This is a genomic window from Nesterenkonia sandarakina (assembly GCF_014138825.1).
GTDB lineage: Bacteria > Actinomycetota > Actinomycetes > Actinomycetales > Micrococcaceae > Nesterenkonia > Nesterenkonia sandarakina.
Genome location: NZ_JACJIH010000001.1, coordinates 1749781 through 1762197 on the forward strand (window position 1 = coordinate 1749781; position 12417 = coordinate 1762197).

Here is a 12417-nt window from a genome sequence, read left to right on the forward strand (position 1 = left end):
GTGTATGAAGGCGCAGTCCAAGACCTGATCGACGAACTCGGGCGACTCCCCGGCATCGGTCCGAAATCGGCGCAGCGCGTGGCCTTCCACATCCTGGAGGCCGACGGCGAGGATATGAAGCGCCTGGCCGACGCGATCACCACGGTCAAGGAGAAGGTCAAGTTCTGCGCGATCTGCTTCAACGTCTCCGAGGAGAACACCTGCCGGATCTGTCAGGACAGCCGACGTGATCCCAGCCTGCTCTGCGTGGTGGAAGAGTCCAAGGACGTCATGGCGATCGAACGCACCCGCTCCTTCCGCGGCCGGTACCACGTGCTCGGCGGCTCGATCAATCCGATCGCCGGCGTGGGACCTGATCAGCTGCACATCCGCGAACTGCTCAGCCGGCTCTCCGACGACACCATCACCGAGGTCATCGTGGCCACCGACCCGAACCTCGAAGGCGAAGCCACGGCCACGTATCTCTACCGGATGCTCGGCTCCATCGGCATCAAGCTGACGCGGCTGGCCTCAGGGCTTCCCGTGGGAGGGGACCTGGAGTATGCCGACGATGTCACGCTCGGGCGGGCCTTCGAGGGCCGCACGGTGATGTCCTGAACCCTGCGCCGGGACCTCCGCACAGATAGTTATGCAAGCGTGATCAGGTAATACTCAGGTTTCTATGGGCGGGTATTTCGATCCGTTTTCGTAGGCACCGCTGGCCTTGCGGCACGGGGGAAGCAGCGGCGACGCCCGGTTCACGCTCCACAATTCTTTCTTCAATTCCATGATCCTCCGGACGCCTCCCAACCTTGTCGATCCGACAGAAATCAGTTTCCAAATCTCATTTCTCGGTCTAGCGTGTTGAGACAGGCGACACCCGGGCAGTTTTCGAGTCCGGGGTCCTGCTCACTCGCACCAGACGCACACCAGAGGATGAGGTAAGCACTGATGATGAAGAAGACTTCGATGGCAGTCCGCGCAGGCACCGTGAGCGCCGCCGCGCTGCTGGCACTGACCGCCTGTGGCGGCGGCGACGAGGGCGAGAACGGAGAGGCCGAGGGTGGCGGCGAGGATGTCATCACCGTGGCGATCGCAGGCGAACAGCCGTATTCTTACCTGAACGACGACGCCGAGCCCGAAGGCGCGACCATCGCCTTGGCCGAGGAGATCTTCGGCGAGATGGGTTACACCATCGAAGCCGAGCTCACCGACTGGGACAGCCTCATCCCGGGTCTCAACGCCGACCGTTATGACGCAGTATCGGCGGGCATGTCGATTCTTCCCGACCGGTGTGCAGAGGCTGCATTCGCCGAACCGGAGATCATGTACACCACCGCACTGTTGGTGGAGGAGGGCAATCCGCTCGGCGTGGAGGACCTCAACGACGTCGCCGAGGCGATGGAGTCCGGTGAAGACATCACACTGGCCACGCTCTCCTCCGGCGTGGAAGCCGATTACGTCGACGCACTGGGGATCGACGCTCAAGGTGTAGGTACCGCCGATGACGGCGTGGACATGGTCACAGGCGGACGGGCCGACGTGTTCGCGCTGACCGCCATCTCGCTCAGCGAGATGGCCAGCGATATGGACGGCGTTGAGGTCACTGAGGGCTTCGTCCATGAGATGGACGGGGTGATGCAGTACGGCGCAGGGTCCACGGTCTTCCCACAAGGATCCGAGCTGCTCGAGGAGTACAACGAGCACCTCGCCGAGCTCAAGGAGAGCGGCGAGCTGCTGGAGATCATCGGTGAGTACGGCTTCACCGAGGCCGAGATCCCGCCCGCTGAGCTGACTGCAGAGGCACTCTGCGAGGGCGACCTGGAGTCGCTCCAGGACATCGAAGACTGAGCGAAGAGCCTCAGAAGCCACTGGTGGTCGGCCCTGCTCAAGGGCCGGCCACCGCTTCGGTGACACCACTTCGGTGGCGCGACCTCCAGCAGAGAGGAAAGACCCCCAACCGTGGACTGGTTAGATCAACAGCAGCAGTACTTCGAGTCGTTGCAGAATTTCGGTCCCAGACTTTGGGATGGGTTCCTGCTCACCGTGCAGCTCACTCTTCTTGGTGCGGCCCTGGCGTTCGTCATAGCGGTGGTACTCGGCCTGATGGGCGGCAGCCCTAAATGGTGGCTGCGCGTCCCTGCCCGCATCGTCATCGAGTTCTTCCGAGGCACCTCGCTGCTGGTGCAGCTGTTCTGGGTCTATTACGTGCTGCCACTCTTCGGCCTCACATTGGAGAGCCCGTTCACCGTCGGGGTGATCGCCCTCGGGCTGAACTACGGAGCCTATGGCGCAGAGGCTGTCCGGGCCTCGCTGACCTCGGTGTCCTCGGGACAGTGGGAAGCCACCGTGGCGCTGTCCATGTCCTGGCCGCACAAGATCCGTCGGATCATCTTCCCGCAGGCCTGGGCACTGATGATCCCTTCCCTCGCCAACCTGCTGGTGCACCTGCTCAAAGGTTCGGCAGTGGTCTACGTCGTCGGGCTCAACGACTTCAACTTTGAACTGGATCAGCTGCGCCGGGTCACCGACGCCTGGTTCGCCTACGCCTTCGTCGGCCTGATCGGGTATTTCCTCTTCGCACTGTTGCTCACCCAGGGCATGCGACTTCTGGAGACCCGCGCGAAGAGCAAGCTGGGGCAGGGCCCGAGCATCCGAGAGATCCTCTCCACCAAACCCAAGATCGTCACCGGCGCTCGGCAGCCAGGGGGTGCCTCATGATCCCCGTCGTTCCATTCACCGCCGAACCTGCCCCAGAGACCACCGGCAACGTCTGGGACTGGGACTTCGCCATCGAGATCTTCCCGGATATCCTCGCGGCCTTCCTGCAGGTCACCCTGCTGGTCACTGTGGTCAGCACCGTGATCGCCGCTGTACTCGGCCTGGTGATCGCGATCCTGCTGCGAGTGCTTCCCCGCCCGCTGGCCTTCGTGGTGCGCTGGGTGGCGAACTTCATCCGGATGACCCCGCTGGTGGTCCAGCTGCTGGTGCTTTACTACGGCTTCACCTGGATGGACCCGCTGACCATCGGGTTCATCGTCTTTGGAATCCATTACGCCACCTACATGTCCGAGGTCTACCGGGCCGGGATCGATTCCGTGCCCAAGGGCCAGTGGGAGGCGACCAAGGCGCTCTCGATGAGCGCCGGTCGCACCTGGCGGCGCGTGATCATCCCTCAGGCGCTGCGCTCCACCATTCCCTCGCTGGGCAACTACGCGATCTCCATGTTCAAGGACACCCCGTTCCTGTTCGTGATCTCGGTGGCCGAGATGGTCCGCGTCGCGCAGACCATCGGGGCCCAGACCTTCCGCTACACCGAGGCCATCACCATTGCTGGCCTGATCTTCCTCGCCGCCAGTTACCCCACTGCACTGCTGATCAACCGTCTGGAGAAGCGCCTTGCCTACGCCAAATGATCCCGAGACTCCGGTCATCGAGTTCGTCGATGTCGAGAAGCGCTTCGGGGACAACATCGTGCTCAAAGACCTGAACTTCTCCGTCCGGCGCGGCGAGCGGGTGACCCTGATCGGCCCCTCCGGTTCGGGCAAGACCACCATCCTGCGCCTGGTGATGACCCTGGAGGAGCTCACCGGCGGCTACATCTTCGTCGACGGCGAGCCGCTGACCCACCGTGAGAAGGACGGCAAGCGCGTCGCCGTCTCCCCGAAGGAGCAGAAGCGGCTGCGCACCAGGATCGGCATGGTCTTCCAGCAGTTCAACCTGTTCCCGAACATGACCGTGCTGGAGAACATCATCGAGGCCCCGGTCCATGTGTTGGGCCAGTCCAAGCCAGAGGCCACCGCGAAGGCCCATTCCCTGCTGGAACAGGTCGGGCTGCCGGATAAGGCCGATCAGCACCCGATGAGCCTCTCCGGCGGGCAGCAGCAGCGCGTCGCCATCGCCCGTGCGCTGGCCATGGACCCGGAGATCCTGCTCCTCGATGAGGTCACCTCCGCGCTGGACCCCGAGGTTGTCGGGGACGTGCTCAACATCCTGCGCAAGGTCGCAGACACCACGAACGTCACCATGCTGATCGTGACCCATGAGATGAGCTTCGCCCGGGACGTCTCGCACAAGGTGATGATGTTCGACGGCGGCCGTGTGGTGGAGGAGGGAGCACCGGAGAAGATCTTCTCCGCCCCCACCCATGAGCGCACCCGGCAGTTCCTCAGCGCCGTGCTCCGCGACGCCTGAGCAGATTTAGACTTGACCTAAGTTCCCCCGTTCAACACACCAGAAGTGAGACAAGCTGTCATGAGCCTGATCGTTCAGAAATACGGCGGATCATCCGTTGCCGACGCCGAGAGCATCAAACGAGTGGCGAGGCGGATAGTCGACACCAAGCGTGCCGGTCACCAGGTCGTGGTGGTGGTCTCCGCCATGGGTGACACCACCGATGACCTGCTCGACCTCGCCGGCCAGATCACCGCGGCGCCGCCGTCCCGAGAGATGGACATCCTGCTCTCCTCCGGCGAGCGCATGTCCATGGCGCTGCTGGCCATGGCCATCCATGAGCTGGGCGAATCCGCGCAGTCCTTCACCGGCTCCCAGGCCGGCATGATCACCGACGCCATCCACGGCAAGGCCCGCATCATCGAGGTCTCCCCGCTGCGTGTCCAGGAATCCCTCGACGCCGGCCATGTCGGGATCGTCGCCGGGTTCCAGGGCATGAGCCGGGAATCCCGGGACATCACCACCATGGGCCGCGGCGGCTCCGACACCACCGCGGTCGCACTGGCCGCAGCGCTGCACGCCGACGCCTGTGAGATCTACACCGACGTGGACGGGGTCTTCACCGCCGACCCGCGGGTGGTCAAGACCGCCCGAAAGATCGACGAGATCTCCAGCGACGAGATGCTGGAGATGGCAGCCGCCGGCACCAAGGTGCTGCATCTGCGCTCGGTGGAGTACGCGCGCCGGTTCGGCGTGAAGCTCCACGTCCGCTCCTCATTCAGCCAGCTCGAAGGCACCTGGGTCATCCCCGACCCGAAAGACACCGTCAAGATTCAGGAAGGCGAACCCTTGGAACAGCCGATCATCTCCGGCGTCTCTCATGACGCATCCGAAGGCAAACTCACCATCACCGGTGTCCCCGATGTGCCCGGCAAGGCGGCTGAGATCTTCAACCTCATCGCCGAAGGTGCGATCAACATCGACATGATCGTCCAGGACGTCTCCATGGCGACCAAGACCACCAACATCTCCTTCACCCTGCCCGGTGAGGACGGCGAACGCGCCCAGGAGATGCTCAACGCACATAAGGACAGCATCGGGTTCGAGTCCATGGACTTCGTGCCCCAGGTCGGGAAGGTCTCACTGATCGGCGGCGGGATGCGCAACCACCCCGGCGTCTCGGCCCGGTTCTTCACCGCGCTGCGCGACGCCGGGATCAACATCGGGCTGATCTCCACCTCAGAGATCCGCGTCTCGGTGATCACCGACGTCGAGCTGCTGGACCGCGCGGTGGCCGCGATCCACACCGCCTTCGGCCTGGACTCCGACGAAGAGGCCACGGTCTACGCCGGCACCGGCCGCTAGAACCACCATGGGCACCACCATCCGCCCCGCCGTCGGGCGCTTCGAGGACTTCTACGAGGTCGTTGGGGTGAAGAAGCCCGGCGGCCTGGGGTGCTGGTGCATGTCCTACCGGGACTCCCGGGTCTCGGGTCCGGACCGGCCGGCCTTCATGGAAGAGCTCTGCCGCGCGGAGCCCGGCCCGGGAGTGATCGCCTTCGTCGATGACACCCCGGCCGGCTGGTGCTCGGTGGCCCCGCGCAGCAGCTACCGGCGGCTGATGAACTCACGGACCATCCCGTTCCTGGATGACCAGGACCCCTGGTCTGTGGTCTGCTTCGTCGTCCGCCCGGGCTTCCGCAAGCGCGGGCTGATGCATGACCTGCTCGCCGGTGCCGTGGCACATGCCGCCGAGCACGGCGCCTCGGTGATCGAGGGCTATCCGATGGAGCTCCAGGACGGCAATCGGGTGGACGTGATCAGTGGCTACGTCGGCACCAAGGAGCTCTTCGAGGCCCATGGCTTCCACGTCGCCGGGCCCACCACCGCGCACAGCGGTCACCGGCCGCGCTGGATCATGCGCCGGGAGCTGGACGGGCCTGACGCTGTCGCGGAATAGGCGACTCAAGCACACAGGCGGCAGGTGTACCCTTTACGGGTTCCCTGCCGCCTGCGCACTTGGTACGAGTGATATACCCGATGGTAACCCAGACACCAGCTTCTGTTGAGGCAACACGTGGTTTGACCGTGCTTCCTGAACGTGAGCACCGGGAACGGGCCGCCGCGCATCAGATCGCGGTGGACCGGCTCACCGAGGACTTCCTGGCGCGGCGTCATGCTGGCGCGAAGCACCCGGTGGAGGACTTCCTCTTCACCTACTACTCACACTCCCCCGGCAAGCTCTCGCGCTGGCATCCCGGGGTGGGGTTCCTCCTGGAGGGCGCGCAGGACTCTGAGCGGGCGGACTGGAAGCACTACCGGCGCACTGCTGCCGGGGTGACCCTCGACGTTGAGAGCTTCCGTGAGGACCGGGCGTCCATGATCGGTTTCGCCCGGCGTCTGTTGAGCACGACGGCGGCGGCTCCCGCTCAGCTGGGCTGCTTCGGTCTGCATGAGTGGGCCATGGTGTACAAGTCGGTTCAACACGGCCAGCGCCACGACCAGGTTCCGCTGCGGCTAGGCGCCGCGGGCACCGACGAGGTGGTGGAGGCGGCGAACATCAGGTGCACCCATTTCGATGCCTACCGGTTCTACACGCCCTCGGCGCGGCCGCTCAACGCCCTGGAACCGACCCGGGAATCTCAGACTCAGATGGAGCAGCCGGGCTGCCTGCACGCGAACATGGACCTCTATAAATGGGCCTATAAGCTCATCCCCGCGGTCAGCAGCGACCTGCTGCTGGAGTGCTTCGACCTCGCCTCGAGGATCCGTCGGCTCGACATGCGCGCCTCGCCCTATGACCTGAGCGACTGGGGCTACGAGCCGGTGCCGATCGAGACGCCATCCGGCCGCGCCGCCTACGCCCGGGCGCAGAAGGGCTTCGCCGAGGAGTCCCAGGTGCTGCGCGGGAAGCTGCTGACGGTGCTGGACCAGCTTGAAGACCAGCCCTGACCCCGTCTGATCAGGCGGATGCAAGAGCGCCTGCTCAGACGGGCCAGGGGGCACGGCTCATGCGTGGGCGAGCACCCGGCCGCATTCGCTGAGCAGGTCCCGCATCCGCGCGGCGTCGTGGCGGCCGTTGAAGATCTCGGTCCCGTTCTCGAAGGACTTCCCGGCGGCCAGCGGCCCGGCGTCCACGGCGTCATAGCCGAGGGAGTCCACGAAGTCCTGGACCAGGGCTTTGGCCGCGGTGTCATCTCCGGCGACAGCGAGCGCCCGGCGCTGCGGATGCCCTGCGGGGTAGGAGTCGATCTCCAGATCGCCGTAGCCGATGTGGTTCAGCGTCTTGACTACACGTGCATCACCGAGGAACTCGGCGATGACCTCGCTGGTGCTGGCGCCGGTCTCGAACTCGTCGATGAAGCCATCCACCGGGGCCCAGTAGTTCATGGCGTCGATGACCACCTGACCGCTGAGCACCGAGGTGTCGATGCTGCGGTACTTGTGCAGCGGCACCGCGAGCACGATGATGTCAGCCCCACGCAGCTGCTCCCGGTCCACCGCGGTGGCACCAGGCACGATCACCTCGGTGAGCAGCGCGATCTCCGCCGCGGGCTTGGCCGTGGCGATGTGCACGGTGTGACCAGCACGCACGGCCTGACGTGCGACGGCGGTGCCGACCCGGCCCGCGCCGAGCACTCCGATGGTCAGTGGCGACTGCGTCATAGCGATCCCGTCCCTCGACCAGCTCCTGGCCGATTCTTCAAAACTGCAAGATTCCGCCAGATGTAACGTGCGCCCGCGGGGATTTGTTCCACTGAGTGGATGCCGGGTGCATCACAGCGGATCCCGACGCTCAGCCGCAGGCAGGGGTTCAGGTGCTGGCATGTTCGGGTGCAGGCGTGTTCAGGTGCAGGCACAGGCTCTGGTGCAGGCACGGGTTCAGCTGACGTCCCCGTCCACGTAGAGCCACCGACCGGACTCCCGACGGAACCGGCTGAGCTCATGCAGCCTGCCCCGGACCGGGGCAGCGCCGGCTCCCCGGGTTTCGGGGCCGGCGTCGTCCTGGTAGCTGGCCACGAACTCGACGGTCCCGATGTCGTGGAACGGGCCGCCCGCCGTCGTGTCCACGATGTGCAGTCCCCGCCAGACCGGACCCGGTGCGGTGAGATCGCGCAGCGCGGGCCGGGTCTCGGCGGCCCAGGTGCGGTGCAGGTAGGTCGCGAAGAATGCCGGATCCTCACCGAGCAGGGCGTTCGCGCTGTAGCGGGACCGCATCAACGCCTCAGCGGTCGGAGTGGGCGCGCCCTGATGGAAGCGCGCACAGCAGCCGGCGTAGTTCTCGCCAGATCCGCAGGGGCAGCGCCGCGCAGGGTCGGGCTGTTCGGGGTCGGGCTGTTCGGCGTGGCGCTGCGAGGGGTCGGGCTGTCCTGCACCGGGCGGGAATCGCGGGTTCTGCGTCATCTCACCAGCATCTCACCCCGGATCCCGACGGCGCCCTCTCCCCCAGGTACCCCGGCACCCCCGCCGTCCCTCGCTCCGGCACCATCCCCGGCTCCCCACCATCCCTGGGGCGAGAACAGTTGCTTCGGGGACGGTTTCATTGAGGATTCCAACCGTATGCGCCCCAGCGATCGCAGCCGGGCACCGAACGCACGGGAATCCACCCGTTGACCGCCCGCGCGCTCCCGCAACCATCCCCGCCTCCCAGCCCCAGCCCTGAGCCCCCAACCCCAGCGGCGCCCTCCCCCGCGGGCACCCGGTAGACTGATCCGGCAAGCTCGCGGAGCGTGCCGCCGTCGTCCTCAGCCGTGCTGATCTGGACGTGGCAGCGCGTGAGACGGCACCTCGTCGCGGTCCCGCGGGCTCATCCACCCGCACCATCGCACAGGAGACCCTATGCCGCGCATCATCGTCGAGGTCATGCCCAAGCCCGAGATTCTCGATCCCCAGGGCAAGGCCATCGCCTCCGCGCTGCCCCACCTGGGCTTCACGGATTTCTCCGGGGTCCGTCAGGGCAAGCGCTTCGAGCTCACCGTCGAGGGTGAGGTCACCGAGCAGGTGCTGGAAAGTGCTCGCACGGCCGCGGCAGAGATGCTCTCCAACCCGGTGATCGAAGACGTGATCAGCGTGCGCGTCGATGAGGACGCTGCATGAGCACGGAGACTCCTCTGATCGGGGACTTCCACGCCTCCCCGGCCGCAACCCCGCTGGACGGCGCGCGCATCGGCGTCGTCACCTTTCCCGGCACCCTCGATGACCGCGACGCCGCGCGCGCGGTCCGCCTCGGCGGGGGCACCGCGGTCCCGCTCTGGCATGCGGATGAATCGCTGCAGGGCGTGGACGCGATCGTGCTCCCCGGTGGATTCTCCTATGGGGACTACCTGCGCGCCGGGGCGATCGCCCGCTTCGCCCCGATGATGAACAAGATCATCTCCGCCGCCACCGCCAGCTCAGGCACCCGACTCCCGGTGCTGGGCATCTGCAACGGCTTCCAGATGCTCACCGAATCCCACCTGCTGCCAGGCTCCATGGTGAAGAACGATCACCTGAAGTTCCTCTGCCGCGACCAGGTGCTCCGCGTGGAGAACACGTCCACCGCCTGGACCTCCCAGTTCACCGCTGATGAGCTGATCGCGATCCCGCTGAAGAACCAGGACGGTCAGTACCTGGCTGACCCCGACACCCTCGAAGCCCTGGAGTCCGAGGGCCGCGTGGTCTTCCGCTACGTGGGCGAGAACCCGAACGGATCCCGCAACGGCATCGCCGGGGTGAGCAATGAGACCGGCAACGTGGTGGGCCTGATGCCGCACCCTGAGCACGCCGTGGAGGCCGGCTACGGTCCCGATGACGCCACCGGGATGCGCAGCGGCACCGACGGACTGACCATCTTCACCTCCGTGATCGCATCTCTTGCCGGAGGTGCCCAGTGAGCCCAGTGAGCGAGCCGACTGTGACAGACAAAGAATTCAACATCGACACCGTGGAGCACGCCGCCACCACCCCGGAGACCGACCTGCCCTGGGCGGAGCTCGGGCTGAAGTCCGATGAGTACGACCGGATCGTGGAGATCCTGGGCAGGCGTCCGACGGCGGCCGAGCTGGCCATGTACTCGGTGATGTGGTCCGAGCACTGTTCGTACAAGTCCTCCAAGGTCCACCTGCGCCAGTTCGGCGAGAAGGTCACCGAGGAGATGAAGCGGGACCTGATGGTCGGCATCGGTGAGAACGCCGGTGTGACCAACCTCGGTGACGGCTGGGCGGTGACCTTCAAGATCGAGTCCCACAACCACCCCAGCTTCGTGGAGCCCTACCAGGGTGCGGCCACCGGGGTCGGTGGGATCGTGCGCGACATCATCTCCATGGGCGCCCGCCCGGTCGCGGTGATGGACCCGCTGCGCTTCGGCGACATCGACCACCCCGATACCAAGCGGGTGCTGCCCGGCGTGGTCTCCGGCATCGGCGGCTACGGAAACTCCCTGGGCCTGCCCAACATCGGCGGCGAGGTCGTCTTCGACTCCGTCTACCAGGACAACCCGCTGGTCAACGCGCTGGCAGTGGGCGTGATGCGCCACGAGGACATCCGCCTGGCCAACGCCTCGGGCGTGGGCAACAAGGTGGTGCTCTTCGGGGCGCGCACCGGCGGCGACGGGATCGGCGGCGCCTCGGTGCTGGCCTCGGAGTCCTTCGACGATTCCAAGCCCTCCAAGCGCCCCGCGGTGCAGGTCGGGGACCCCTTCGCGGAGAAGGTGCTCATCGAGTGCTGCCTCGAGCTCTTCCACGCGGAGCTGGTCGAGGGCATCCAGGACCTGGGCGCCGCAGGGATCTCCTGCGCCACCTCTGAACTGGCCTCCAACGGCGAGGGCGGGATGCACGTGGAGCTGAGAAACGTGCTGCTGCGCGACCCCTCGCTGACCCCCGGCGAGATCCTGATGTCGGAATCCCAGGAACGCATGATGGCAGTGGTCACCCCCGCCAACGCCGCCGAGTTCGAGCGCGTCATGGCCAAGTGGGAGGTCGAATACTCCTGGCTCGGCGAGGTCACCGACACCGGCCGGCTGATCATCGAATGGGACGGCGAGACCATCGTCGACGTGGACCCGCGCACCGTCGCCCACGACGGCCCGGTCTACGAGCGGCCCTACCACCGCCCGGACTGGCAGGACGCGCTGCAGGCCGACACCTTCCGCTCCTCGGCCGCGGGGCAGAACCTGCCCCAGACCGGCCAGGAGCTCGGCGCCGCCGTGGTGGACCTGATGACCAGCCCGAACATGGCCGACGTCTCCTGGATCACCGATCAGTACGACCGCTTCGTGGGCGGGAACACCGCGCTGTCCCAGCCCGATGACTCCGGGGTGATCCGGGTGGATGAGGAGACCGGGCTCGGCGTCGGGCTCTCCACCGACGCCAACGCCCGCTACGCCTACCTGGATCCCTATGCCGGTGCGCAGCTGGCACTGGCCGAGTCCTACCGCAATGTGGCCACCTCGGGTGCGATCCCGATGGCGGTCTCTGACTGCCTGAACTTCGGCTCCCCCGAAGACCCCGAGGTCATGTGGCAGTTCGCCGAGGCCGTGCGCGGCCTGGCCGACGGCTGCAAGACCCTCGGCATCCCGGTCACCGGCGGCAACGTCTCGCTGTACAACCAGACCGCCGGCCGGGCGATCCACCCCACCCCGGTGGTGGGCGTGCTGGGCAAGTTCGACGACGTCGGACGCCGCACCCCCTCCGGGTTCGAACGCTGGGCCGACGGCCAGGCGATCTACCTGCTGGGCACCACGCGCGATGAGCTCGACGGCTCCGAGTTCGCCCGCGGACGCGACCATCTGGGCGGACTGCCGCCGAAGGTGGACCTGGATGCGGAGAAGATGCTCGGTGAGATCCTGATCAACGCGTCTCGGGACGGCATGATCGACGCCGCCCACGACCTCTCCGAGGGCGGGCTCGCCGCCGGCCTGGCCGAGATGGGTCTGCGCTTCGGCGTGGGTGCCCGGGTGGCCGTGGACGGGATCTGCGAGCGCGACGGCGTGGATGCCTTCACCGCGCTCTTCAGCGAGTCCCAGGCCCGCGCCCTGGTGGCGCTGCCGCGTTCGGAGGAGCTGCGCTTCACCGATATGACCTCGGCACGGGGATTCCCTGCGCTGCGCATCGGTGTGGTGGACGCCAGTTCCGGCGATCTCGAGGTGGCCGGGCCGTATGAGGGCGGCAGCTTCACGCTGGGTCTGGATGAGCTGCGTGAGGCCTGGAGCGCGGTCATCCCCTCCCGTTTCGCCACCCTGGGTGAGGCCACCGAGGCCGTGCGTCAGGAGAAATAGGTCGGGGTCGT

Annotated in this window: 13 protein-coding genes; 11 read left to right on the forward strand and 2 right to left on the reverse strand. The window is 66.4% G+C overall.

Going from position 1 to position 12417, the window contains the following annotated elements; genetic code table 11:
• The 8 genes from recR to HNR24_RS07915 all read left to right on the forward strand — a co-directional run bounded on the left by recR (position 1) and on the right by HNR24_RS07915 (position 7104).
• Positions 1-597, forward strand: coding sequence for a recombination mediator RecR (gene recR / locus HNR24_RS07880; protein WP_179441666.1), 597 nt, complete (start codon positions 1-3; stop codon positions 595-597).
• 333 nt (positions 598-930) lie between these two features.
• Positions 931-1830, forward strand: a complete 900-nt coding sequence (locus tag HNR24_RS07885) for a transporter substrate-binding domain-containing protein (protein WP_058888290.1) — start codon at positions 931-933, stop codon at positions 1828-1830.
• 111 nt (positions 1831-1941) lie between these two features.
• Positions 1942-2700, forward strand: a complete 759-nt coding sequence (locus HNR24_RS07890; RefSeq protein WP_083504737.1) for an amino acid ABC transporter permease — start codon at positions 1942-1944, stop codon at positions 2698-2700.
• The gene (gene ehuD / locus HNR24_RS07895) at positions 2697-3395 is read left to right on the forward strand and encodes an ectoine/hydroxyectoine ABC transporter permease subunit EhuD (protein ID WP_182495504.1); all 699 of its coding nucleotides are present in this window, start codon (positions 2697-2699) and stop codon (positions 3393-3395) included. The genes HNR24_RS07890 and ehuD overlap by 4 nt, the downstream gene beginning before the upstream one ends.
• On the forward strand, positions 3379-4173 hold the full coding sequence (gene ehuA / locus HNR24_RS07900; protein ID WP_182495505.1) for an ectoine/hydroxyectoine ABC transporter ATP-binding protein EhuA: 795 nt from the start codon (positions 3379-3381) through the stop codon (positions 4171-4173). Before ehuD ends, ehuA begins: the two co-directional genes overlap by 17 nt.
• A gap of 60 nt (positions 4174-4233) precedes the next feature.
• Positions 4234-5517: an aspartate kinase gene (locus tag HNR24_RS07905; protein ID WP_182495506.1), complete on the forward strand. Its 1284-nt coding sequence runs from the start codon at positions 4234-4236 to the stop codon at positions 5515-5517.
• A 7-nt stretch (positions 5518-5524) separates the two neighbouring features.
• Positions 5525-6112 (forward strand): GNAT family N-acetyltransferase, encoded by a 588-nt coding sequence (locus HNR24_RS07910; RefSeq protein ID WP_182495507.1) that lies wholly within the window; start codon positions 5525-5527, stop codon positions 6110-6112.
• 128 nt (positions 6113-6240) lie between these two features.
• Positions 6241-7104, forward strand: a complete 864-nt coding sequence (locus HNR24_RS07915; protein WP_182495508.1) for a 3-methyladenine DNA glycosylase — start codon at positions 6241-6243, stop codon at positions 7102-7104.
• Positions 7105-7161: 57 nt separating this feature from the next.
• Here the strand turns inward: HNR24_RS07915 and HNR24_RS07920 are convergent, their stop codons facing one another.
• Together HNR24_RS07920 and HNR24_RS07925 are read right to left on the reverse strand one after the other, a co-directional pair.
• Complete coding sequence (locus HNR24_RS07920) at positions 7162-7818, reverse strand: NADPH-dependent F420 reductase (RefSeq protein WP_182495509.1); 657 nt, start codon at positions 7816-7818, stop codon at positions 7162-7164.
• A 216-nt stretch (positions 7819-8034) separates the two neighbouring features.
• Positions 8035-8556 carry a YchJ family protein gene (locus HNR24_RS07925; protein WP_182495510.1) on the reverse strand — a complete coding sequence of 174 codons (522 nt, stop codon included), beginning with the start codon at positions 8554-8556 and terminating at the stop codon, positions 8035-8037.
• A gap of 435 nt (positions 8557-8991) precedes the next feature.
• Here HNR24_RS07925 and purS point away from each other — a divergent pair, with 435 nt between their 5' ends.
• The 3 genes from purS to purL are packed head-to-tail and all read left to right on the forward strand — an operon-like array spanning position 8992 to position 12406.
• Positions 8992-9249 (forward strand): phosphoribosylformylglycinamidine synthase subunit PurS, encoded by a 258-nt coding sequence (gene purS, locus HNR24_RS07930; RefSeq protein ID WP_058888283.1) that lies wholly within the window; start codon positions 8992-8994, stop codon positions 9247-9249.
• Entirely contained in the window at positions 9246-10025 is a 780-nt protein-coding gene (purQ, locus tag HNR24_RS07935) for a phosphoribosylformylglycinamidine synthase subunit PurQ (RefSeq protein ID WP_058888282.1), read from the forward strand. The genes purS and purQ overlap by 4 nt, the downstream gene beginning before the upstream one ends.
• A gap of 20 nt (positions 10026-10045) precedes the next feature.
• Complete coding sequence (gene purL, locus HNR24_RS07940) at positions 10046-12406, forward strand: phosphoribosylformylglycinamidine synthase subunit PurL (protein ID WP_058888281.1); 2361 nt, start codon at positions 10046-10048, stop codon at positions 12404-12406.
• Positions 12407-12417: the final 11 nt, after the last annotated feature.

Coding starts and splice junctions, on each gene's coding strand:
- purQ (WP_058888282.1), top strand. CDS start 9,246: ATGAGCACGGAGACTCCTCTGATCGGGGACTTCCACGCCTCCCCGGCC.
- HNR24_RS07925 (WP_182495510.1), bottom strand. CDS start 8,556: ATGACGCAGAACCCGCGATTCCCGCCCGGTGCAGGACAGCCCGACCCC.
- ehuD (WP_182495504.1), top strand. CDS start 2,697: ATGATCCCCGTCGTTCCATTCACCGCCGAACCTGCCCCAGAGACCACC.
- HNR24_RS07905 (WP_182495506.1), top strand. CDS start 4,234: ATGAGCCTGATCGTTCAGAAATACGGCGGATCATCCGTTGCCGACGCC.
- HNR24_RS07920 (WP_182495509.1), bottom strand. CDS start 7,818: ATGACGCAGTCGCCACTGACCATCGGAGTGCTCGGCGCGGGCCGGGTC.
- purS (WP_058888283.1), top strand. CDS start 8,992: ATGCCGCGCATCATCGTCGAGGTCATGCCCAAGCCCGAGATTCTCGAT.
- HNR24_RS07885 (WP_058888290.1), top strand. CDS start 931: ATGATGAAGAAGACTTCGATGGCAGTCCGCGCAGGCACCGTGAGCGCC.
- HNR24_RS07910 (WP_182495507.1), top strand. CDS start 5,525: ATGGGCACCACCATCCGCCCCGCCGTCGGGCGCTTCGAGGACTTCTAC.